We start from the raw sequence: 22,822 nt of genomic DNA, 5'->3' as shown, positions 1-22,822 counted from the left end.
TAGAAATTATTTGTTTTAAAACATTCCTGTAATCATATAACGAAGCGTCTGTTTATCTGCCGCACTGTTCACTGGCTCTTTGCGAAATTGCTTGCGAAGCACGGTAAAGCCAACCATGCCAAACAACGCGGAAGCGAGTGTGCGAATATCTATATCTGCCCGGATATATCCTTGCTGCTGTAGTTCCAGCATGTGTGACTCCATCGTGCTGAAATAGCCACCCAGCAGATTGCCAACCATCCTGTCACGCTGTCCATCTCCGGAGAACGCACTCAGCAACAGGAAACACAAATCTTGATTTTCGGAAAAGAAGCGAAGATGCTCATCCAGCACATTCAGAATACGATCCTCCAAGGAAAGCTCTTCATTTTGCATGACACTATCTACATGGTAAATCAGCATCTTCACGCCTTTTTCTATCACGTACAAAAACAGCTCTTCCTTTGTGGAAAAGTGATAATAGAGTGTTCCTTTTGCCACCTGCGCCATTTCCGCGATTGCATCCATGGTCGTTTCGCTATATCCCAATTGGGCAAATGCGGTTAAAGCTCCATTCGCAATTTGATCTTTTTTTGATGGTGCCATCACTCCTGGCCCCTTTCAATTTTTTAAACTGACTGGTCAGTACAAAGATTATATTACGAGTCCTTCCTAGTTTTGTCAAGCAGCCATTGCTTCTATGTACAAAAAAAAGATCGCTTTGTGGGCGATCTTTTACTTCTCGATAATTTGAAGGTACGTCTCCATGGTTGCAGGCATTGGCGCAACACCGAGATTCTCCCTCAGTTTTGCCACACATTTTTCGTACCAACGGATAGCCTGTGTCCGATTATTTTGCTGATAATACACAGTCATCAGTAACCGGTATGACTCCTCCCAGCAATCGTCCACCCGCAGAATAGCTTCGCACCAACGAATCGTTTTTTCCAATTGGCCATCCTCTAGCATGATTTTGGCTACCCTCTCTGCTCCGCGTAAAAACAGCGCCTGCACTCTTTCACGCTCTTCTACACACCAATCCTCATAACGGCATTCCGGCATGTAATCGCCCAAGTAATACGCAAGCCCTTTTTCCAAAAGGATGGCCCCCTGACGCCGGTCTGATTCTGCCAAGCCCAGTGTAACGAGCTTCTCAAACTCCTCAACGTCCATATGGTAGCCCGATGCCAGATTGAAACCGTAAGAGCTGCCATGGCGCTGAATGAAGAAAGTATCTGTTCTGGCAGCACGATCTGGTTCGAGGGCTTTGTTCAACGCATTCAGTGACACTTTAAAGTCGCGGATTGCCGCTTCCTCGATACTATCTGGCCAGAGTCGGTTCATGATTTCTTCCCGGGCTAACAAATGATGTCTCTTTGTTAATAAAAGTTGAAACAACAGCTTGGCTGTCCCACGCTGCCATGCCTTTTCGCTCAACTCCCGCTCTCCCAGCCACACACGGAATGCGCCCAGCGTCTGAATGCGAAGAGTATACCCGGGGTGGAACGTCACGTTTTGCAAGCCCAAATCATTTAACAGCTGCGAGACGTAATCCGGCGATACCTTTCGACGCTCTGCCTCAATCAGAACCGGCATCAGCTGCTGTACATCATGCGGTGTAAGCAGAGTAGGTCGTTGCAGAAGGAATGGATATTCACCGGATTTCATCAAGGACAGGGCTTGCGTCACCGCAGGAACGAACAAATCCCATTGTTTTTTTCGATAGGCCAAGAAGCTCAGCCATAATTGGCAAATGACGACACTGTAGCTGTCCCCGCAGTGACTAAGTCGATCGGCACAATCGATAAAGGTAGCCCACGCTTCTTCTTCTTTACCGCATTTGGCGTATGCAATCCCAATAGCCATGCGTACCAGACTGCCTAGCCAGTCGTCGCGCATTGCCTCTGTCTCTTGTATCCCCCTGTTGCCATACAGAAGGGCTTGGTCGAGTGCCTTTTCTCTTGCGTGAAACAAGGTTAGTCCGAGAAGCGTTTCTGACTTTCCGCGTGTCGACTGGAGCTCCTCCATGATTTGCAAACCTTTTTCGTAAAGCTGGCGAATCTCGTCCGTAGGTAATGTTTGGCCGATGAGGGCTGCATGGGCTTTACGGACATAACCATTTGCTTCTACAAAAGGTGAATGCGCTACACGTCCAAGTTGTATCGCTGTTTCTGCAGATTCCCACCCTCGCTCCCATTCGCCATTCAATGCATAGACAAAAGATAACAGCAAAGAGGTTTCCCGATACGATCTGGTCAGCGGAGGATGCTTCATCTGTTCAACCTGCCACTTACTCTCCAAGAGCTGAATGGAGGACTGCAACCGGCCCGTACGGAACAACAGACGCGATTCCAGCTCAACCTCCGTCTGCTGCTCTAATTCCTGACTCCGTTCATACCAGTCAGCCGCTTGCTTGGCATCCCCACGATTCGTATAAATTTCTGCCAGTAAGCGGTATAGCCTCGGCGCCATTTCATTTTCTTGCTCAAATGGGGGCAAAAGTTGAATCGCCCTCTTGAGCAGTTCTTCTGCCCGAACGCCTTGTACGCTGTCGAGATGGACGCGTGCTTGCCCTTCCAACCCGCGGCACAATCCGATTTGATCTTGCTTTTGTTCACATTGTTTCAAAAATTGCTCATACGAAGAAAATGCCTTCGCATATAGACACCGATATCGTTCTACTTCTCCCTGATAAAACAGCAACCAATGCTGTTCGCTCTTGATGTGCTCTGGTAATAGCGTTATCCACTCGTATAAAAAGTCCAGCTTCCCTGCTTGCAACAATCTTTCCGATGCTTGGCACAGCCATTCACCCAGCACCTCCCACTGCTCGACGAGACGCAAACGCCCAAAAGCTTTTGCCTCGTCTCCTTTACGTCTGTACCATCCTGCCGCCTTTTGATTGACATGCACGTACGTCGCTTGATTTGCAGCCAGCTTGCTAGACAGGAGACGCTGAAAAAGCGGGTGAAAGGAATAATGAGATTCTGCATGGACATGAAGAAAAAGATTACAACGCTGTGCTTCCAGCAGGTGCTCCTTGCATCCTTCCCCGAGTATTTGCTTGCAATCCTCTAGATCGAATTGTTCGAGAACCGCGGCCTCCATCAAGAAGTGCTGCATGCCTACATCCAGCTGCGTCCAGACTTCCACTTCTAGCAAATGCAGCAATCGCGATAGCTCACGCAGACTGTCAGAAACCGTCTGCCCTCTCGTTACCATTTCACCAAACGTGCGAAGAGCCATCACCCAGCCTTGTGCCACCTCTTCTACTCGGCCCCAATCGTCTTCGGAAAGCGTGATGTCGTATTGATCGGAGTAAAAGGCTTCGCTCTCCTCCAGCGTAAAAGACAGGTCATTTGTTGCAAGTTCCAGACATTCTCCTCTTGCGGACAACAAGTCGAGATTAGACCATTTCGGTCGAGAGCGCGTTAATATCACCAGTTTGACTTTTTGTGGGAGAGCTGCAGCCAACAGTTGAACAAATTGATCGACGGGACTACCATTATCGATTCGTTGGTATTGGTCCAAAACAAGTATGTGGTCTGCCGGAAGCTGGACACACTCTCCGATGAACCAGTCGACGAGTACCTTACTATCAATCGAAGGCACTGGACTTTGCTCTGTGATACGAATAAGCTGCTCTCGCAGTACCTGTCCAAAATCAGAATGAACCTGACGAACGCTTTCAACTAGGCAGATGACAAAAGTAAGAAGGGCATCGTCTCCATCCTGGATGGTATACCAGGACGCAGCCAGTGCTTCATCATGTAGAAAAGTAGCCAGCGAAGTCGTTTTGCCATACCCTGTCCCTGCATGAATGAGACACAGCTGCGTATATTTCAACAATCTTAATTTTTTTGCCAAAGCAGGTCGCCGTAAGACATAAGGCTTCTGTCCTGGAGGAGTTATTTTGGTTATAGGGATGTGGATTGGAAACATAAAATGTGCACTCCTTACCGTTCTCCTGCGCTTCTTTGACTATTTCCCCATTTCTAACTATTCTCCTGCCATTTTCCCCTTAATCGACAAAAAGCCCACCCGGGAGTCCAGGTGGTGCTTTTTCAGTCAACTAAATTATATCCAGTGACTGTATATCCAATATCATTTAACAGGACTTGGAATTCTTCGTCGCTGACGTGCTCTCCGCTCGTAATTCGTGAATGTAAATCTGCGATTCGGTCATAAATAGCTCGATTGGTAGTCACGTACAAAATGTTGAAGCGTGTTTCTGACTGCAAGCGTGACCTCATCCGATTCACAACACGTTTATGCAGCGAATCTGGATGTCCATTATCGACTCGCACAATTTTTCCAGGCGTATAAGGAATCGAAGTCCGTGGATTGACTTCATCAGGCTTTGGTGTATCGACTGGTAACACACCTACAATCAAGTTATCCTTGTACGCTAACACCTTGATGTTAGCTACACCGGGAAGCTTTTCCGCATGATTTTCCAAGTGCGCCACGAGCTGCGGCTCTCGCTGATGAACCATCTTTTGGCTAATCATGGCTGCCGGTCCTTTGTCCCTACCGACGTTATCGTTCTGGAAGTTAATTCCGAGAGATTCAAATTTGGCCTTATTTCCGTTCTGATCTTCGGTGCCCTGTTCTTTGTTAGGCGAACACCCTGCCAGCAAACCGGCAAACAGGATCACAGCGATGATACTCCTACTCATTCGTCTCACAACAAAAACACCTCCATGCACTTAGTGTGATGTGCAGGAGGTGTTCTTACTCATACATTAAACCCCTAGATCATTGGAAATAAATTCGCCTTCGAATACATCTTGTTTACCAGCTTTTTCAGCTTTTAGTGTAAAAGTACGGATACCATCATTGGTGTGCATTTCAAAATTGAAAGTTCCATCTGAATTTACATCTACTTCATACGTCTGATCTTCCATAACAACTACGAGCGATGCTTGAGGGTCAACCTTTCCTGTTACACCGTACAGTCCAATTGTTAAGACATTGACTGTTTTTCCCTCAATGCTTTCTTTATCAATCAAAGCTACCTGCTCAGTTTTTTTCTCATCTGTACCCGGTTTCGCCGGATCTTTTGGTTTTTCCTGTTGGCCGACTTGATTAGGGTTGACATTATCCGCAATCAATACGGTTTGTGTTTTCGGGTCCCAATCCACTTTGTAGCTCAGAGCTTCCGCAATGAAACGAACAGGTACTACCGTACGCTTGTTCACAATCTGTGCAGGTACGTCCAAATTAATGGTTTGTCCATTTTTGTTGGCAATTTTTTGGGTTACGACCAGTCTGATATTATCTTTCCCTTTGTTGATGGTAACGGTACGGGTTTTTTCATTCCAGTTCACTTCAAATCCAAGACTCTCTGCAATAGGACGAATCGGAACCAGTGTACGCCCTTGGCTGATAATAGGTGCTTGGTCAGGAAAGGCAATTTGTCTTTTATTGTACTCGACTTTAACAGCAGTCTGTGCTGCTTTAGGAGCAACAGTTGCAGGCGCCGCCGCTGCGGAAAATGCTGCCATTGGTACCAAAGCGATCGCTAGCAGTAATGAGGTTACTTTTTTTAGCAAAACATTCACTCCATTTCCAAAAAGGTTCACACGATTCCTAATCTACTATAGGATGAAGACTGTTTCAAGAATTTCCTGCAATCTCGCTTTCAAAAGATCGTTCTTTCCTAGTAGTTGTCCTCCATCACGTTACTTTTTCCTCCTCCTTTTGACCTAATTTCAAATTGTTACAAAAATGCAACCATCTTGCTTTCCAAAACCGTTACAATAGACAAGAAGCGACAGTATTTTATCTTGAAAGAGGCAATGAATGATGAACAAATTTCTCCCTTTCCTCATCCTGGCACTTATCTTAACGTTAATTCCTCCAGTAGGAAGCTCTGCCAATACGACTGCCATCCAATTGGGAAGTGATGTACTGTTCAATCAGTTCCACCATCTCATTGAAGGCAAAAAAGTCGGATTAATTACGAATCAAACAGGTCTGAACAGTCAAATGGTTAGCACGATCGATGTGTTACGACGTGATCGCTCCGTCCAGTTAACTGCTCTGTATGCACCTGAACACGGCCTCGACGGAAAAACGGTCGCAGGAAAACAAGTAACCAGCTTTGTTCATCCCGTCTACGCAATACCGGTCTACGGCTTGTCTGGATCAACTCGCAAGCCGACACCAGAAATGTTGAAAGACATTGATATCCTTCTTGTCGATTTGCAAGATATCGGATCAAGAACCTACACATACATATCTACCTTGCATTACGCCATGACAGCTGCAAAGGAGCAAGGAAAAGAAGTAATTGTACTGGATCGACCGAATCCTCTTGGCGGAACGATTGTCGAGGGTCCTATAGTTGAACTGCCTTTCCGCTCCTTTATCGGGGTGGATACCCTCCCGCTTGCACATGGCATGACCATCGGAGAGCTAGCGTTATTTTTCAACCGTACCATCGGTGTAGATCTTACCGTCATTCCAATGCAAGGATACACACGCAACATGATTTATCAACAGACGGGTTTGGCCTGGATCCCGAGTTCTCCGCACATCCCTAGCTTGACCTCGGTTTTCGGGTATATGGCAACTGGACTAGGTGAGGGCACACCCATTCGCCAAGGCGACAATTTTACCTGGATCGGGGCAGAAGGTCTAGATTCATACAAATACGCCGATCTGTTAAATGGGAGCCTTCTACCTGGTGTTATCTTTATCCCTGAGAATAAAGGAACTGCCGGGGGCGTACGACTTCAAATCAACGACCTGCATCAGTTTAACCCGGCGAAAACAGGTATTTATGCCCTGGCCTATGCCAAACAGTTACAGCCATTCTCTGTGCCCAAAAGTACGAGTAAGCAAATCGCCATGTTTGACAAGGTGATGGGTACCAACAAAATCGGATTGCTTCTCGAACAAGGCAAAACTCCACAGGAGATTGTTGCTTCCTATGAAGCGGATCTTAAGAAATTTGCAGAGCTACGGCAAAAATATTTGATCTATGGCGATGAACCGTTCATCCCGTTGCAGCCGATTCAACAGAAACAGCCAAAACAGCCCAACAAACCTGCTCCATCCAAGCCAGAGAAACCAAAGACACCTACTCCACCGCAGCCTGGCAAAGATGGAACGACCAATCAAACGAAGAAACCTGAACCAACAACACAACCGATCCCTCAGACACCGAAGACTTCTGAGAAGATCGCATATTTAACCTTTGACGATGGACCTTCTCCTGTGACGCTACGCATTTTGGATACGCTTAAGGAGCATCAGGTCAAAGCCACCTTCTTTATTGTTGGTCGTGAGGTAGCAGGTCATGAGGCCATTCTCAAAAGGATTGTAGCTGAAGGACATGCGGTGGGAGGACATTCGTATTCCCATAATTATCAGCTTGTTTACAAAAACATGGAGAGCTTTTTTGCAGACCTGGAAAAAGGCAGTCAAATGATTGAAAAAGCAACAGGCGTAAAACCAACCGTCTTCCGCTATCCTGGCGGCAGTACGAATACCGTCAGTTTGAAATATCAAGATCCCAAACGTTATAACAAGCAACATACCGTGATGAATGCGATCAAGGCAGAAGCAAAACAACGTGGCTATACGTTTATCGACTGGAATGTCACAAACGGTGATGCAAGAAGCAACAAATACACAGCCGCTCAAACATTGGCAAATATAAAGCAACAGGTCAAGTCACAAAAAGAAATCGTCGTCTTGATGCATGATTCAAGCACCAAATCGCCAACGGCTGAAGCTCTCTCAGAAATCATTTCGTTTTTGAAAGAAAAAGGCTATCGTTTTGAAGTCATTCAAGCCGATCATCCTACTGTTTCCAATGTAAAATAATCGCAGTAGCAAAAAGCCCGCTCCTTAACAGAGCGGGTTTTTCTGCGCTTCAGACCTTGCGACAGGCTAAGTCGTCAGCGTTTCGTATCGGAGGCGCAGCTCTCGTTTCAAAATTTTACCGCTAGGGTTTCTTGGAAGATTGTCGGCAATCACTACATATTTGGGTGCTTTGAAGTTGGAAAGCCGGTCCTTGCAAAAAGCAAGCATCTCGTCAGCAGTCAGTAATTCACCTACTTTTGGCACAATGACAGCCGTCACTGCTTCGATCCAATACGGATGGGGAACTCCGATCACTGCGACCTCAGACACTTTCGGATGTTGATAAATAAGCTCCTCAACTTCCCTGCTTGCTACGTTCTCTCCCCCCGATTTAATCATATCCTTTTTCCGATCAACGACCGTGATATAGCCTTCGTCATCCATGATGCCTAAATCCCCGCTGTGAAACCACCCTCCTTGGAAGGCAGCCTGTGTCTTTTCCTCATCACGGAAATAACCCAGCATCGCATGGCTGGTCCTATGAACAATTTCACCAACACTTCCACGAGGGACTTCATTCCCATCATCATCGACGATTTTCGTTTCCACATTTAGCGCTGGCTTGCCTGCGGAGCCTGCTTTTCTCATTTGATCCTTCGGTGGCAAAACAGTCGCTAATGGCGCCACTTCCGTCTGCCCGTAAAAATTGTAAAACTGTGCGTTCGGGAGGCTTTGACCAAGCTCTTTTAACACTTCTACCGGCATGATCGCTGCTCCATAATAGCACTTTTGCAAAGAACTCAAATTACGAGAGGCAAATTCGGGAGAACGCAGTAAAGCAATCCACACGGTCGGCGGGCAAAACAACTGAGTAGCCTGGTACGCCTCTACCGTCTGAAGCATCAACGCAGGTGTTGCCTGTTCCAAAATAATTCCGCTCCCACCTAAGTACACGTACGGTCCCAAAAAGCAATGAAGCTGCGCACTATGGAACAAGGGAAGGGCGTGAATAGCTATATCATCCTGCGTCATCCCGCCTTCGATAATCGTGCTAACATATTCAGATAGGATGCTTTTATGCGTGAGCATAACGCCCTTTGGCTTTGATTCCGTTCCACTGGTATACAAAATTTGTACAACATCTTCGTCCTCTATATCTACTTCAGGCTCATGGTCGTCTGCCGCTTCAATCAGCATGCGAAAAGGCAACCATTCCCCTGCTTGTGCTGCTGGTTTGGACATGAGGGAAAGCAGCTTGGGGGAAATTCCAGCTATTTGGAGTCCTTCTTGAGCGAGCTGTAGGAATTCGGGAGCTACGAAGCACGCACTCACTTCCGCATGACCGAAAATATAGGCGACATCTTCCTTATTCAGCATGAAGTTGATCGGCACCATGATGACTCCTGCTTTCGCTAACCCAAAGTTCAGAATCGCAAAATCCATCGAGTTGCGTGACAGTACTGCTACCCGCTCCCCTTTTTGCATACCTTTGGAAAGAAGCGTATGAGTCGTCTTGTTTGCAAGCTGATCAAGCTGCGTGTAGGTCAATACTTCTTCCTCAAAGTACAGGGCAGGCTTATCAGGATTTCGCCCACGACTTCTTCGCAAAATATCGCCAAGTGCATTTCTACGAACCCTTTGCGCTTCGAGCATGCAAATTCCCCCATCACTTATAGTCTCATGACTATTATATAGTAGTTTTCTTTATTTTCTGATATTTTTACAAAAAAGGAACGACAACTTACTCTTAAAATCCTCGATCCATAAAAAAGACCCCAGCTTCTCAACTGGAGTCGGTTCATTTATATATATGGCGGAGGGAGCAGGATTCGAACCCGCGTGAGCTTGCACTCTAACGGTTTTCAAGACCGCCCCGTTATGACCACTTCGGTATCCCTCCGTATTTCAACAATATCTACTATATCATAGCTCTCCTATTTTTTGCAAGACCCGTATTCGTTTCCTTTATCGCTTGATGGCAACGAGTTTCAATTCCGTCATTTCTTCTATCGCGTATTTGACCCCTTCCCGACCAAGTCCGCTCTCCTTTACGCCACCGTAGGGCATATGGTCCGCGCGAAAAGTCGGAATATCATTCACCATCACACCGCCCACGCGCAGCTCTTCTGCCGCTTCTAGAGCCAACGACAGATTGTTGGTATAGACACCAGCCTGCAAACCGTAGCGTGAATCGTTGACCAACGTAATGCCATGCCGGACTGACTCTACTGGATTAATCAGAACGACAGGGCCAAATACTTCCTGACAAGATACTTTTGCATCTGATGGAACACCCGTCAGCACCGTAGGTTGGAGCATCCGATCCACAACCTGTCCCCCACACTCCAAACGTGCCCCCTGCTGGAGCGCCTCATGAATCCACTCCATCGCACGTTCTGTTTCGCGCGGATGGATCATGGCGGAATAGTCCGCGTCCTCAGAGAGCGAATCACCACCGCGTAACGCTCGTGTTTGTTCAACAAAACGTTGGACGAAATCTTGATAGATCTCTTTGGCCACATAAATTCTTTGCACAGAGATACATACCTGCCCAGAGTAGGCGAAGGCGCCAAAAACGCATCTGGGTATCACTTCATTCAGCTGCACATCACGATCAACGATCACTGCCGAATTCGATCCCAGCTCGAGCGTGACTCTTTTCATGCCCGCTCGATTGCGTATATCCAGCCCAACACTTGGGCTCCCTGTAAACGTCACAGCTCTGACTCTCGGGTCCGACACGATTCTATCGCCAACACTCGCTCCACTGCCTGTGATCACATTTAATGCGCCTGCAGGCACACCAGCTTGCTCTGCTAGCTCTGCGAGAAACAATGCACTAAGCGGTGTCTGCGATGCAGGCTTGAGAACAACGGTATTGCCAGCAGCGAGAGCAGGTCCGACCTTATGAGCAACGAGATTCATCGGAAAATTGAATGGTGTAATTGCCCCAATGACTCCCAGTGGTTCACGCACGGTATAAGCCAAGCGCCCCTCTCCCCCGATAGCTGCATCGAGTGGTACAGTTTCTCCGTGAAGGCGTTTGGCTTCCTCCGCCGCAAATTTATACGTCTGAATCGTTCGGATTACTTCACCGCGGGCTGTTTTGATTGGTTTCCCCGCTTCTATTGCGATGATCCGAGCCGCTTCCTCCAAACGTTCATTCATCAGAATCGAGATTTTTTCAAGCAGGAAGGCGCGTTGATAGGCAGGAAGGCGCCGCATGACGGCTGTCGCTTCGTGGGCCGCAGCAATTGCTCTTTCAACCAAGGATGAGTCTGCTTGCGAAATTTGTGAAATCTCTTGACCCGTACATGGAGAAAGTAGCGGTGCATGAGCAGTGGCTGGCACCCACTCTCCCCCGATAAAGCACGTTTTTTTCATCGGCTTCTCCCCACTCTCATTGATTGGCGTTCTCCTTCCAATCATTCTCCCTCATGCGTGTGCCTTCCTGTCTTGTTTTTGAAATATTTGGATACCTTTTTACTCTTTCACATTTTCAGCCACACCGCACCATTCCAGTAACGTAAGCGCAAAGATCTCCGCACAACGGAATACCTCATCCAGAACGATGTATTCATTCGGGTAGTGTGCAACCTGTGTGACTCCAGGTCCGACAACAATCGCTGGCGTATTGGCCAAAGCAGTCAACAAGCCGCCATCTGTTCCCCAAGGCGATGCTTCCACAATCGCTCGATCTCCTGTCACAGCTTCAAACTGAGCTTGCAGAATGTCCATCAACGGATGATCTAGCTCCACTGCTCCTGAAACCCAGCGAGCACCGAACCACTCCAGCTCAACGGGCTGTTCTGCAAACCACGGGTCGACCTCTGCCAGCTTTTTTAGGGCTGCTGCCATTTCTGCTTTGGCATCGTCCATCTGCTCACCTGGGGCAACCCCCATCCTACCTTCTAGCTTGACAAGGTCAGCTACAGACGATGGCCACTTGCCACCCTCAATCACCCCCAGATTAATCGGGATCGGAATGGGCAGCTTGGCGTAGAGCGGATCGTCGAGTCGATCGTTACGCTCTTTTTCCAATTGGCCAATGGCTTGCACCACGAGCATGCTCTTTTCGATGGCGCTGACTCCCTCGTAGCGGGTCCCTCCGTGAGCAGAACGCCCTTTGACGGTCAATCTGAACCACATGGAGCCTTGCTGCTTCGGGAAAATTTTCATATTGGTCGGCTCTGGAATCAGGGCAGCATCCGCTTTGTAACCGCGAATGATTGTCGCCAATGTTCCTGCACCACCGCTTTCTTCTTCTACAACGCTCTGAAAAATGACGTCGCCTTTCAGTTGAACACCCAACTTCTGTAGAACCTGGATCGCCAACAGTGAAGATAAGTTTCCACCCTTCATGTCAGTTGCCCCACGTCCGTAAAGCTTGCCGTCTTCCACCTTCCCGCTAAACGGATCATTGCTCCACTGTGACAGATCACCTGCGGGTACCACATCAACGTGTCCGTTTAGAATAATGGAGCGCCCATCTCCTTGCCCCTTCCACACTCCGACGACGTTCGGGCTGCCTTCAAACTCAGTGCGTGGGGAGACAAAATACGGGTGTGACACCAGTTCTTCGCCTTCCATGATCCATAAGTCGACGTCCAGCCCCATCTGCCCCAAAAGCTCTGCAATACTTTGCTGGATGGTTTGCTCTTCTCCTTGTACGCTCGGGCTTTTTACCCATTGCTGCAGCAGTTGAACAGCGGCCTCGCGATCTTTTTCCAATTGCTCCCGTATAAGCACCTGCCAGTTTGCCATGCTTTTCCCCCGTTCCTGGTTTTGTCTTAGCTTAGCGGAAAACGCCAACCTCTCCGTCCATCTTGAGCTCCGCTTCCGTTGCTCCAATCACGTCAGCGACACTGTATGGATACATGACCTCTCGCAGATACAAACCATCTGGCATGACCTCCATTACTGCCATGTCCGTGATGATCAGATCGGCAGCTTTTGTCGCTGTTAACGGCAGCGAGCATTCCCGAACGATTTTCGAACGTCCGTTTTTATCCAGATGTGTGGTCACAACCATGACCTTCTTAGCCTTTTGTGCCAGCTCCATGGCTCCTCCCATGCCTGGGACACGTTTGCCTGGAACGATCCAGTTGGCAATGTCGCCATTTTGGCTTACTTCCAGAACTCCTAATATCGTCATGTCCAAAAGTCCACGGCGGATGATGGCAAAAGCAGTCGCACTATCGAAAAAGGCTGCCCCTGTGGCGAGCGTGACAGGAAAACCACCTGCATTGCAAAGCATGGCGTTCTCCTCACCTTTCGCAGGGCTAGGTCCTGTACCGAGAATGCCGTTCTCCGCGTGAAACATCACCCGTTTGTCAGCTGGGATAAAATCCGCCACTAACGTTGGAATGCCGATTCCCAAGTTAATAATCATGCCGTCTTCCACTTCCAATGCTGCGCGGCGTGCAATTCGTTCACGATAGCTCTCGGTTTCTTTTACTTCTCCCATGCCCATTGCCAGTTCACCCCTTCACTTTGGACAATAAAGTTCACGAAAACGCCCGGGGTGACGATTTCTTCCGGGTCGATCATGCCTATCTCTACTATCTCATCCGCTTCCACGATGGTAATGTCGCCCGCCATCGCCACTAACGGATTGAAATTGCGTGCACTTGTATCAAACACCAAATTGCCAAAGTGATCCGCTTTTTTCGCATGGACGATAGCCACTTCGGCAGTCAGTGGTGTCTCCAGCAGATATTCCTTCCCATCCAGTACGACCTTCTGCTTCCCTTTTTCCGCGATCGTCCCGATGCCAACATCCGATAGAATGCCGCCCAGACCGACTCCACCTGCCCGTACACGCTCTGCAAGTATCCCCTGTGGGCAGAACTCTACTTCCAGCTCTCCAGCCGTCATTTGGGCCCCTGCGTTCGGATTTGAGCCAATATGCGATGCAATGACTTTTTTCACGCGCTTTTCGGTCACCAGCTTACCAATTCCAATATGCGGAAATGCAGTATCGTTACTGATCAATGTCAGATCACGTACTCCCAAATCCAAAATTCCCTGAATCAATGTAGGCGGGTTGCCTACTCCCCCGAAGCCTCCTGCCAACAGCGTCATCCCATCGCGAAAATGGGTGAGCGCTTCGGACAGGGAGACAACTTTTTCAAATCGGTTTGTCATTCTTGTCCCTCCCTCTCTATCCGATCAGTGCCTTATCTTGGAGCTCTTGCTGAACAGCTATCACCGCTTCTTTCAAGAGAGATATCAGCTCATCGATTTGCTCCGTAGTAATGGTCAGTGGAGGTGAGATGATGACAGCATCTCCTGCCACACCATCGATTCCGCCCATCGCAGGATAAATCAGTAAGCCTTTTTCAAATGCTTTTTCGATGACCTTCCCGCCTACGCCCTGAGAAAGCGCAAACGGTTCTTTTGTCTGCTTGTTTTTCACTAGTTCCAGTGCGCATAGCATGCCAAGTCCACGTGCATCTCCGATCAACGGGAGCTCGTCAGCCAGTTCTTTTAGGCGGGCAAGCAAATAGGCACCTTGTTCTGCTGCCTTTTCAACGAGCTGATGCTTCTCCACATAGTTGAGGACAGCCAGAGAAACAGCAGCAGATTGTGGATTGGCACTATACGTATGTCCTGCCATAATCGAGCCGCTGCCTTTTGTAATGGTCTCAATGATTTCGTCCGAGACAATAGTAGCGGCCATAGGTGTGTAACCGGCACTCATCCCTTTGCCCAATGCCATCAAGTCAGGTACGACGCCCCAATGGTCGATCCCAAACGCTTTCCCAGTGCGACCTACACCTGTCATCACTTCGTCTGCGATAAACAGAACCTCATACTTGTCACAAATCTCGCGAATGCGTTGGAAGTAACCCTCCGGCGGCACAACTGCTCCACCAGAAGCCCCGATGACAGGCTCAGCGATAAACGCAGCTACCTGTTCAGGTCCGACGCGCAAAATCGCGGTCTCAAGCTCGTCTGCACACGCAAGCGCATATGATTCGAGGGACATGCCTTCTGGCTTGCGATACGGATATGGCCCTGTGATAGCCGGATAGTCAGCCAATAATGGGGTGAACCGCTTTCTGCGCAAAACGTGTCCAGACATGGAAAGTGCACCCATCGTAATCCCGTGATAGCTCATCCAGCGGGAGATAATCCGGTTTTTCGTTGGTCTTCCTTTTTCCTGCCAGTACTGAATCGCGATTTTTTGTGCAGTCTCCGTTGCTTCCGAACCACTGCTGACAAAAAACGTCCAGTTCAGTGAGCCTGGTGCCCACTCCGCGAGCTTTGTGGCCAACTGCTCCACGGCATCGCTGCTAAAATGCGAACGGTATACGAAGGAAACCTCCTTGGCTTGTGCATACATCGCCTCAGCCACTTCTTCTACACCGTGACCAATGCTTGCCGTCACCGCTCCACTGGAACCGTCGATGTAACGATTTCCCTCTTTATCGTAAAGATAAATTCCTTTTCCATGAGAAATAACTGGATACTCCTTGCCCAATTCAGGCTTGATTACATAACTTTTCGTCATTTTCTTCGCCACCTCGCTTATTCTCTACCTCTATCCTAGCTGACCAACACGCAAGAGCCATCCTACGTGCTGGCAAAAAAACATGGTAAAGAGACAAAATCTTTTGTACATTTTGTATAAGAGAACCTTTAGCTAGGCTTTTGGAGGAGATACCTGATGACCATCACGATAAGAGAAGCTCTGCAACTACCGGACATGGTTCACACGAGGCTGATCGCAGGAGCAGGCGGGCTGGACAATCCGATTCGTTGGGTGACAATTGTCGAGGTGCTGGAGGATACGAGTCGCTTGCAGGAAGGCGAATTTTTGATTACAACCGGCTTTGGGCTGGCTGAACATACGGAAAAGCTCGCTTCTTTTATACCATCGTTGGCAAAGCAAAAACTGAGTGGTGTTGCAATTCATACGGGCTTTTATTTACGTGAAATTCCCGAAACCTTTTTGACTTTGGCGGATCACTATCAACTTCCATTGATTGAAATTCCCACAGAAATTAACTTTTCGACCATAACCAAAGCCATCTTGCAGCCGATCATGAATCGGCAATTTGAGACGTTGGCCTATTCCTCGGCGATTCATAACCGAATGATTGACGCTGCCCTGTCCAAAGGTGGCCTTCCCGCCATCGCTGGCGAGCTCGCTGCACTTACGGGAGGCGTCGTATCGCTCATCGATGCACTAGGCTTTGAAGTCACACAGCATGGCAGTTCGGAAGCACAGCCGCATGATCAATCCCAGGAAATCGCTCATCGTGTACCGATTCGCGCCAATCGCGAGCATTTTGGCACGTTGACGTTATCGAAGCCTGTGCATGCCTGGAAAGAGCTCGATGACGTCGCTCTACAGCATGCCTCTACCTTGTGCGCACTCGAATACGTAAAGGAAAGAGCGGTAGCCGCAACCGAATGGCGGTTAAAAGGGGATTTTGTGGAGGAATTGCTGAATGGGCAGCAGATGACCAATACGGAGCTGGAGAGCCGTTGTCGCATGCTGGGGTACCCGCTTGCTGGACATCATCTCTGTGTCGCTGTTCGCGTAGAGGTGGCCGATCAGACGATGCTCACAGACATGTATCAAAGTGTCATTACGTTGATGCGGAGGCTTAGCGACCGCCATCAGCGCTCTTATTTGCTGCGCGAACGTCCACATTGTCTCTTGTTTATTTTGCCGGATGATCAGACGAGCCTGCGCTTGTTGGAACAGCTCACTTCCCGCTGGAGAGGACTGCACCCTTCACTTGACCTGCAGATCGCCTTGAGCAATCCCTGTGAGCAATTGCCAAACGTCGTCAGTGCCTCCGAAGAAGCGATGTTTGCTCTGCAAGCGTACCCGCTATTGGCCCAATCCCCGCAAATTTTGCGATACCGGGATATGCAGGGCTATCAGTTTTTGTTTCCGTACCATCGTGAAAAAGAAAGCTTGCTCCGCCTGTGGAACCCATTGCTGGATCCGTTAATTCGCTATGATACGAAATACAATCAACAGCTTCTTGAAACACTTGAGGTGTATTTGGCCCAAAATGGAAACGGTCTACAGACCTCGCAAGCCTTGTATATCCATCGCCATACGCTCAAGTACCGTTTGACGCAAATTGAAGAAAAAACAGGCTACCGCCTGGAGGATGCTCATCAACGCTGGCAGCTTCAATTGGCCTTGATGGCCCGTCGTCTGCAACAGCAGTTGTATCCTACAAACAGGTAGCCTGTTATTCCCTTGTCGGGCGAAGTGGCTTTACCCATATATTCATGTCTTCATATCCTGAAAAGATCGTGCAATTGTTAATCAGCCGTCCGCGGTATGCATAGCCCATCTTGGCAGCTGTCACATTCATTCCTGCTGATTGTGCCCGCGTCAAGGTGTACAAAAAGTAAATCCCCTTCTCCTCCATCCTTTGTTCCAGCGCGATAAACAGCGGTTGGAGGAGACCTTTCCCTGCATGGTCTGGATGGGTCGCACAATCCGTCATTTCCGCTGAACCAAATCGTTCGGATACTTCAGCTGACGAAGCACATGTAATCTTACCTTCAAATTCAACGACATAGTAGATTGTGCCTTCATGCATGGTTTTGCGAATGTAAGACGGATCGCTCATCGGTGTAGGATACGTCGCGAATACCAGTCCATACAAACACGCCAATTCCTTCGTGTCTGCCTCCGTTGCTTCGCGCAGGTGGTATCCCTCGGGTAACGATTTCTCTATCGTACTTCCCGCTCGTGCTAGGCTCAGTGCAAGAATTTCCTCGGCAAGTTTTGCTGCGCCTGAGGTAGCCCGCTCTTTTGTCAGATAGCAGGAGAGCATCTGTGCGTTTTCCCCTTGAAAAAACCCATCGATGGTTCCCTCCAGCTCGTAACCAAGCGACTGCCATTTCGGAACATCTTGTTTCTTCCCGTACACAATGACTTTTGTAGCCTCTGACTCTTCGGCCAGTTCCTTCATGACCCGATCCCATTGCTCCATTTGTGATGGCTCATACACATGCAGCTTCACCCGGCGATTTTGTCGATCAATGATCAGGTCGCCAGTGTCCTGTGCGCCTACAACATTTATCACGTCTTCATCCCCCCTGCAGTACTCCTCCTCTCATTGTAGCAAAACAAATAAGGCCGTCATCTGCCAATCTGTATAAAAAAGCGTTCCTCATGCACAAAAAAACGAAAGGTGGGCATTCTGTTGGGTCATATTTACTCGTTTTTCATACCATGAAAGTAGATGCTTCATGTGCGAGAAGGAGGGTGTTTTTTGTGAGCTGCAATAACAATTTTGCCCTGATCCTTGTCCTCTTTGTCCTTTTGGTCATCGTACTCGTCGTTATCGGATAGTCTTTTGGAGATGCCTCTCATGTCATGTCGTATCGAGGGGCCCTTTACATATTATGGTAGTAGGTAATCACACGCTCGAGAAGGGAGGAAGCCCCCGTGCCCCCACTTATCTATGCCCATCGTGGCGCTTCCGGCCTGTTTCCGGAAAATACGATGGAATCGTTTCAAGCAGCCGTCCGAAGAAAAGCCAATGGAATCGAATTGGACGTCCAGCTAAGCAGTGACAATAAGCTGGTTGTCATTCATGACCACAGTCTGGAGCGCACAACCAATGGTTCTGGATTGGTGCGACATTACACATTGCGTGAACTGCGTCAGCTACGTGCCGATAAGGACTCGTCTACACGCGTACCTAAAGCCCACATTCCAACCCTCCATGAGGTATTCCAGACGTTTGTCGACACACCACTGCGCTTCATCATCGAGATGAAAAATTTCTTTTTGGATCAACCCCACCTAGAGGAGCTCGTCATCGAGCAAATCAGGCGTTATCAGCTAACAGAGCGAACCATCATTTCAACGTTTAACTTTGACAGCCTTTTACGAATCAAGCAATTGGATGCCACGCAAACAACGGGACTTTTATATATTGGACCACTCGCCAAGCCTTGGGAAGTAGCCAGCAACTATCGAGCCGATCAATTGCACGTCCCTTTTGACCAATTGACTGAAGACCTTGTCAGACAAGCGAAGCAGCATCAATTTGAAGTATTGAGCTGGACGGTGAACAGTGGTCGGCAAATCCAACATGCCATTGACTGTGGTGTAGATGGTCTGATTACCAATTACCCGAAGCGTGCGAGAAATCTGATCCGAAATCTCTAAAAAAGAAAGGGAGCCCAGAAAAGGCTCCCTTTTTGTTGTACATCATTATGTGCGAGGCACGAAAAACTTTCCTTGCCAGCTATTCCGCGCTTTCAGTTCTGCATCAATGCCATTGAGAACTTCCCACTTTTTGCGACTCCACATCGGGCCAATCAAGAGATCAGGTGGTCCGTCTCCTGTGATTCGATGGACGATCATCTCTGGAGGTAAAATTTCCAATGTATCTACAACGAGCTTCGTGTACTCTTCCTGCGACAGGAATTCCAAAAGACCTGCTTCATATTGCTTCACCATCGGCGTTTTGCGCAGCAGGTGCAACAGGTGTATCTTGATCCCCTGCACATCCAGATGAGCCACAGCATCTGCCGTCTGCATCATCTCTTCGTGGCTCTCTCCTGGCAGCCCGTAGATGATATGGGAGCATACACGGATGTTGTGCTTGCGCAACCTCTCTACAGCATCCACGTAGCATTGATAATCGTGCGCTCGATTAATTAACTGGGCTGTGTGCTCATGGACTGTCTGTAGACCGAGCTCCACCCACAAATATGTGCGCTCATTCAATTCAGCCAAATACTCCACGACGTCGTCTGGCAGGCAGTCTGGACGCGTGGCAATGGAGAGGCCAACTACGCCTTCTTGTTTAAGGATGACTTCGTACATCTCTCGCAGCTCCTCCACAGGCGCATACGTATTCGTATACGCTTGGAAGAAGCCCAAATACTTGGCTTGCGGCCATTTCTCATGCATGCGATTTTTCACATCATGAAACTGTCTTTCCAGATCCATTCTGCGGTCACCAGCAAAATCTCCAGATCCTCTCGCGCTGCAAAACGTGCAGCCGCCTGTCGCTACTTTCCCATCCCGATTCGGACAACTAAAGCCGCCATCCAATGGAACCTTGAAAATCTTTTCGTGAAAAGTCCCTCTTAAATGATAATTCCATGTATGGTATCGTTTATCGCCCCACAACAATGGGACGTCGTTGTTGTGAATATCTGTCGCGAGCTTCATTGCTGTTTTCCTCCTATTGGCACCGCTGCGTCTTAAGCTGGTGCCTTAATCCCGTTGGCGAACGCTACTTGCTTGATCACGTCATTATACCAAATTCGGCAACGGTCTCGCTACTTTAAGATAATAGGAAAACCACAGGTGAAAATTCCCCCTGTGGTTTTGCTTGTTTACGTCACTATTGCTGGATCTCCTCGATACGAATCGCGCGTGTGTGAGAGGTGTGACTCCACTCTTGGTTTTTCTTCGTAAAGAACGCGTAAAACATAATCGGAAGCCAGGTCAGGAAAAAGAATGGTAGTAAGAGGAGCCCGAAATACCCCTTCCACGGAACTTTATCCAAATAGAGGGCCAAGATCGGCAACAGGTAGAACACGGCAGTAGAACCGTATACCAGCCATGTAGGCAAGATCGTGGATACCGTTGTCAGCGTACCAATATCAAAAAATCTTGCCAAGAACAATACCGACATCATCGTCACCATCAGCACATACATCGGTTGGAAGAGGTAGAAGGCTGCATCAAGCATTCCCAGCTTTCTTGACTTCAATCCATTAAACAATACAGCTCGAATGTAGCGTCCTGCCACATCGTAATGCCCTTGCATCCAACGCAAACGCTGGCGCATTGACGATTTTAAATCAATCGGTTTTTCATCCCAGACCTTGGTGTCATGTGCCCATGTTGGGTAAATACCGCGTTCAATACAACGTGTTGCAAATTCCAGGTCTTCCGTGAGACTGGTTGCTCCCCAACCCATTTCTTTGAGCAGGTTGCTCTCAATGCACAAGCCAGTCCCGCCCAAAGTGTTCGGCAGTCCCAAATTGTGACGAGCCAGCTGCCACATACGGTTTGTAAACCAGTAGGTAACCGCATAAGACAGCGTAATCCAGGAATCAAACGGGTTTTTGGAGTCGAGGTAGCCTTGAATCACACGCGCCCCTTTGGAGAGACGGTCATTCATTACTTTCAGGAAGTTTTTCTCAACCAAGTTGTCAGCATCAAACATTACGACAGCGTCATACTGCTTAGGTCTTGCCCAGAGGTTCTCCAGCATCCATTCGATGCCGTAGCCTTTCCCACGCTTGGATGTGTCAAAACGCTCACATGCAATTGCACCATGCGCCCGACTAATTTCTGCCGTGTTATCTGTACAGTTGTCGCAAATGACGAAGATGTCGTACATTTCACGTGGATAGTCGAGTTTCTTCAGGTTTTCAATTAGCGGAGCAATTACGGCGCTCTCATTGTGAGCAGCCACGAGCACAGCAAACGTCTTTTGCGGCTCAGTTGTTACTTGCTCTTTTTTGCGGAACAGGCCTGCACAAGAAACCAGTGTTTGGTATGTGCCGACTACGCCCACCGCAGAAGTAAATCCGATGAATAATCCCTCAATGATCTCTCTAATTACACTCATGGGTTCTTCTCCTCGACCTAAAACAGATTGGGTCTGATCTGAATTTAGGTAGTGTTGTTTTTCCAACATTTCTCTATTGTTTTTCTCTCACTTGGCAGTTTACATCAAATACGATTCATAAGCAATGACCCAAAAGTGGGAAAAAATAAGGCACTGCTATCACCTTTCCCACCTTTTTCTCTTTCTATTCGACAGTGCTTTGCAGTTGGCAGAAAAAAAAGCCCTTGTCGAAAAAGGCTCGGTTTATTTAGAAAAATACAAACACTCGTTTCCATTTCTTCCTGATTGTTTCCGGGATTGGTGCGGTCGGCGAGACTCGAACTCGCACGGGTCGCCCCGCCACCCCCTCAAGATGGTGTGTCTGCCAATTCCACCACGACCGCCTATAAACGCTGATTTTACTCGTGTTTTTCTGTTGACACGAAGTACGTTTTTGAGTATACACAATCAAATTTCCCAAGTCAATATCGTTTTTGACTGGATAAAGTCCATATTTTTCCTAACAAACTATCGTTTTTTTGTTCAGTCTTCTATTTAGATACGTTTGTCGAAAAAGAAAGTTACATGTCGCAATAATTTTGAAAGGATAGAAACGCCTCTCTACAAAAATATCATCTTTTCGTCACATTTTCCGCATAGGAAAGGAGCCATATTTTGTGATTTTTTTACATAATTTATGACAAATTAGACAAAATATTTCCAGTTATGGATAAAAATTTTTAAACTTTTTTTGAAATAGACCATTTGACTTACCACTTGCTTCCGTTTGTATCCTGATAGGCGAGTTATTTTCTACGAAAAAAACCTCCTGTGGACGCCACAACGTCCTAAGGAGGCTAGCTTTTGAAAAGGCGTGGCGTCCCAGGAGAGATTCGAACTCCCGACCGACGGCTTAGAAGGCCGTTGCTCTATCCTGCTGAGCTACTGGGACTAAAATGGAGGGAGTACCCGGATTTGAACCGGGGATAAGGGTTTTGCAGACCCGTGCCTTACCCCTTGGCTATACTCCCATATTGTTATGGGGCGATCGATGGGACTTGAACCCACGAGTGCCGGAGCCACAATCCGGTGCGTTAACCCCTTCGCCACGACCGCCATATTATGCTAGAACGTCTAACGCTTCTGGCAAGGGTAGTAAGAATTGAACCCACACCAAAAGCTTTGGAGACCTTCATTTTACATTTAAATTATACTTTGGTAGCGGTGGAGGGAATCGAACCCCCGACCTTTCGGGTATGAACCGAACGCTCTAACCAGCTGAGCTACGCCGCCAAAATAAAAATGGCGGAGAGTGAGGGATTCGAACCCTCGCTACGCTTGCGCATACTAACGGTTTAGCAAACCGTCCCCTTCGGCCTCTTGGGTAACTCTCCGTGATTATATGCACCTTCAAAACTAGATATGCATGATTGCTAAGAGTGTGTGGATAAGTCCTCGAC

At 48.1% G+C, this 22,822-nt stretch carries 17 protein-coding genes and 7 tRNA genes; 4 read left to right on the top strand and 20 right to left on the bottom strand.

Annotation, left to right across the window (positions count from 1 at the left end; genetic code table 11):
- Positions 1–15: 15 nt before the first annotated feature.
- From C7R93_RS11355 to C7R93_RS11340, 4 genes are all read right to left on the bottom strand, one after another.
- Positions 16–585, bottom strand: coding sequence for a TetR/AcrR family transcriptional regulator (locus C7R93_RS11355; RefSeq protein ID WP_106838902.1), 570 nt, complete (start codon positions 583–585; stop codon positions 16–18).
- Positions 586–714: 129 nt separating this feature from the next.
- Complete coding sequence (locus tag C7R93_RS11350; RefSeq protein WP_106838901.1) at positions 715–3,921, bottom strand: AfsR/SARP family transcriptional regulator; 3,207 nt, start codon at positions 3,919–3,921, stop codon at positions 715–717.
- 122 nt (positions 3,922–4,043) lie between these two features.
- Positions 4,044–4,658: a YhcN/YlaJ family sporulation lipoprotein gene (locus tag C7R93_RS11345; RefSeq protein ID WP_244191517.1), complete on the bottom strand. Its 615-nt coding sequence runs from the start codon at positions 4,656–4,658 to the stop codon at positions 4,044–4,046.
- A gap of 66 nt (positions 4,659–4,724) precedes the next feature.
- Positions 4,725–5,564 (bottom strand): copper amine oxidase N-terminal domain-containing protein, encoded by an 840-nt coding sequence (locus C7R93_RS11340; protein WP_106838899.1) that lies wholly within the window; start codon positions 5,562–5,564, stop codon positions 4,725–4,727.
- 223 nt (positions 5,565–5,787) lie between these two features.
- On the opposite strand from C7R93_RS11340, the gene C7R93_RS11335 reads away from it, so the two are divergent.
- Positions 5,788–7,815 carry an exo-beta-N-acetylmuramidase NamZ domain-containing protein gene (locus tag C7R93_RS11335; RefSeq protein ID WP_106838975.1) on the top strand — a complete coding sequence of 676 codons (2,028 nt, stop codon included), beginning with the start codon at positions 5,788–5,790 and terminating at the stop codon, positions 7,813–7,815.
- Positions 7,816–7,881: 66 nt separating this feature from the next.
- Here C7R93_RS11335 and C7R93_RS11330 read toward each other — a convergent pair whose 3' ends face one another.
- From C7R93_RS11330 to C7R93_RS11300, 7 genes are all read right to left on the bottom strand, one after another.
- On the bottom strand, positions 7,882–9,447 hold the full coding sequence (locus C7R93_RS11330; RefSeq protein ID WP_106838898.1) for an acyl-CoA synthetase: 1,566 nt from the start codon (positions 9,445–9,447) through the stop codon (positions 7,882–7,884).
- A gap of 158 nt (positions 9,448–9,605) precedes the next feature.
- Positions 9,606–9,694, bottom strand: a tRNA-Ser gene (locus tag C7R93_RS11325).
- Between the two features lie 65 nt (positions 9,695–9,759).
- Complete coding sequence (locus C7R93_RS11320) at positions 9,760–11,178, bottom strand: aldehyde dehydrogenase family protein (RefSeq protein WP_106838974.1); 1,419 nt, start codon at positions 11,176–11,178, stop codon at positions 9,760–9,762.
- A gap of 99 nt (positions 11,179–11,277) precedes the next feature.
- A complete protein-coding gene (locus C7R93_RS11315) occupies positions 11,278–12,558 on the bottom strand; it encodes a peptidase (protein WP_106838897.1) in 1,281 nt (426 codons plus the stop codon).
- A 31-nt stretch (positions 12,559–12,589) separates the two neighbouring features.
- Positions 12,590–13,267: a 3-oxoacid CoA-transferase subunit B gene (locus tag C7R93_RS11310; RefSeq protein WP_106838896.1), complete on the bottom strand. Its 678-nt coding sequence runs from the start codon at positions 13,265–13,267 to the stop codon at positions 12,590–12,592.
- On the bottom strand, positions 13,249–13,941 hold the full coding sequence (locus tag C7R93_RS11305; RefSeq protein ID WP_106838895.1) for a 3-oxoacid CoA-transferase subunit A: 693 nt from the start codon (positions 13,939–13,941) through the stop codon (positions 13,249–13,251). The genes C7R93_RS11310 and C7R93_RS11305 overlap by 19 nt, the downstream gene beginning before the upstream one ends.
- Before the next feature lie 16 nt (positions 13,942–13,957).
- Positions 13,958–15,310, bottom strand: coding sequence for an aspartate aminotransferase family protein (locus C7R93_RS11300; protein WP_106838894.1), 1,353 nt, complete (start codon positions 15,308–15,310; stop codon positions 13,958–13,960).
- Positions 15,311–15,466: 156 nt separating this feature from the next.
- Between C7R93_RS11300 and C7R93_RS11295 the strand changes: the two genes are divergently transcribed.
- A complete protein-coding gene (locus C7R93_RS11295) occupies positions 15,467–17,011 on the top strand; it encodes a PucR family transcriptional regulator (protein WP_106838893.1) in 1,545 nt (514 codons plus the stop codon).
- Positions 17,012–17,015: 4 nt separating this feature from the next.
- Here C7R93_RS11295 and ablB read toward each other — a convergent pair whose 3' ends face one another.
- Positions 17,016–17,861: a putative beta-lysine N-acetyltransferase gene (ablB, locus tag C7R93_RS11290; protein ID WP_106838892.1), complete on the bottom strand. Its 846-nt coding sequence runs from the start codon at positions 17,859–17,861 to the stop codon at positions 17,016–17,018.
- Positions 17,862–17,950: 89 nt separating this feature from the next.
- Here ablB and C7R93_RS31125 point away from each other — a divergent pair, with 89 nt between their 5' ends.
- The gene (locus C7R93_RS31125) at positions 17,951–18,130 is read left to right on the top strand and encodes a YjcZ family sporulation protein (protein ID WP_106838891.1); all 180 of its coding nucleotides are present in this window, start codon (positions 17,951–17,953) and stop codon (positions 18,128–18,130) included.
- 96 nt (positions 18,131–18,226) lie between these two features.
- Positions 18,227–18,955, top strand: a complete 729-nt coding sequence (locus tag C7R93_RS11280) for a glycerophosphodiester phosphodiesterase (protein WP_106838890.1) — start codon at positions 18,227–18,229, stop codon at positions 18,953–18,955.
- A 45-nt stretch (positions 18,956–19,000) separates the two neighbouring features.
- Here C7R93_RS11280 and mnmL read toward each other — a convergent pair whose 3' ends face one another.
- From mnmL to C7R93_RS11240, 8 genes are all read right to left on the bottom strand, one after another.
- Positions 19,001–19,969 (bottom strand): tRNA modification radical SAM protein MnmL/YtqA, encoded by a 969-nt coding sequence (gene mnmL, locus C7R93_RS11275; RefSeq protein WP_047068639.1) that lies wholly within the window; start codon positions 19,967–19,969, stop codon positions 19,001–19,003.
- A 175-nt stretch (positions 19,970–20,144) separates the two neighbouring features.
- The gene (locus C7R93_RS11270) at positions 20,145–21,383 is read right to left on the bottom strand and encodes a glycosyltransferase family 2 protein (protein ID WP_106838889.1); all 1,239 of its coding nucleotides are present in this window, start codon (positions 21,381–21,383) and stop codon (positions 20,145–20,147) included.
- Between the two features lie 298 nt (positions 21,384–21,681).
- Positions 21,682–21,766 (bottom strand) — tRNA-Leu (locus C7R93_RS11265).
- A gap of 471 nt (positions 21,767–22,237) precedes the next feature.
- Positions 22,238–22,314: transfer RNA gene (locus C7R93_RS11260), tRNA-Arg, on the bottom strand.
- A 5-nt stretch (positions 22,315–22,319) separates the two neighbouring features.
- Positions 22,320–22,393: transfer RNA gene (locus tag C7R93_RS11255), tRNA-Cys, on the bottom strand.
- A 9-nt stretch (positions 22,394–22,402) separates the two neighbouring features.
- Positions 22,403–22,478, bottom strand: a tRNA-His gene (locus C7R93_RS11250).
- Positions 22,479–22,578: 100 nt separating this feature from the next.
- Positions 22,579–22,655 (bottom strand) — tRNA-Met (locus tag C7R93_RS11245).
- Positions 22,656–22,665: 10 nt separating this feature from the next.
- Positions 22,666–22,756: transfer RNA gene (locus C7R93_RS11240), tRNA-Ser, on the bottom strand.
- Between the last annotated feature and the right edge of the window lie 66 nt (positions 22,757–22,822).

It is taken from the genome of Brevibacillus fortis (assembly GCF_003013395.1).
GTDB lineage: Bacteria > Bacillota > Bacilli > Brevibacillales > Brevibacillaceae > Brevibacillus > Brevibacillus fortis.
This window is presented reverse-complemented; position numbering and strand designations above follow the sequence as displayed.

What these genes read in the sequence shown, in the direction of transcription:
- C7R93_RS11330 (WP_106838898.1), bottom strand. Translation starts at nt 9,447, where the DNA reads ATGCTCGAAGCGCAAAGGGTTCGTAGAAATGCACTTGGCGATATTTTG.
- C7R93_RS11355 (WP_106838902.1), bottom strand. Translation starts at nt 585, where the DNA reads ATGGCACCATCAAAAAAAGATCAAATTGCGAATGGAGCTTTAACCGCA.
- C7R93_RS31125 (WP_106838891.1), top strand. Translation starts at nt 17,951, where the DNA reads ATGCACAAAAAAACGAAAGGTGGGCATTCTGTTGGGTCATATTTACTC.
- C7R93_RS11270 (WP_106838889.1), bottom strand. Translation starts at nt 21,383, where the DNA reads ATGAGTGTAATTAGAGAGATCATTGAGGGATTATTCATCGGATTTACT.
- C7R93_RS11295 (WP_106838893.1), top strand. Translation starts at nt 15,467, where the DNA reads ATGACCATCACGATAAGAGAAGCTCTGCAACTACCGGACATGGTTCAC.
- C7R93_RS11345 (WP_244191517.1), bottom strand. Translation starts at nt 4,658, where the DNA reads ATGAGTAGGAGTATCATCGCTGTGATCCTGTTTGCCGGTTTGCTGGCA.
- C7R93_RS11315 (WP_106838897.1), bottom strand. Translation starts at nt 12,558, where the DNA reads ATGGCAAACTGGCAGGTGCTTATACGGGAGCAATTGGAAAAAGATCGC.
- mnmL (WP_047068639.1), bottom strand. Translation starts at nt 19,969, where the DNA reads ATGAAGCTCGCGACAGATATTCACAACAACGACGTCCCATTGTTGTGG.
- C7R93_RS11310 (WP_106838896.1), bottom strand. Translation starts at nt 13,267, where the DNA reads ATGGGCATGGGAGAAGTAAAAGAAACCGAGAGCTATCGTGAACGAATT.
- C7R93_RS11350 (WP_106838901.1), bottom strand. Translation starts at nt 3,921, where the DNA reads ATGTTTCCAATCCACATCCCTATAACCAAAATAACTCCTCCAGGACAG.
- C7R93_RS11305 (WP_106838895.1), bottom strand. Translation starts at nt 13,941, where the DNA reads ATGACAAACCGATTTGAAAAAGTTGTCTCCCTGTCCGAAGCGCTCACC.
- C7R93_RS11335 (WP_106838975.1), top strand. Translation starts at nt 5,788, where the DNA reads ATGAACAAATTTCTCCCTTTCCTCATCCTGGCACTTATCTTAACGTTA.
- C7R93_RS11320 (WP_106838974.1), bottom strand. Translation starts at nt 11,178, where the DNA reads ATGAAAAAAACGTGCTTTATCGGGGGAGAGTGGGTGCCAGCCACTGCT.
- C7R93_RS11300 (WP_106838894.1), bottom strand. Translation starts at nt 15,310, where the DNA reads ATGACGAAAAGTTATGTAATCAAGCCTGAATTGGGCAAGGAGTATCCA.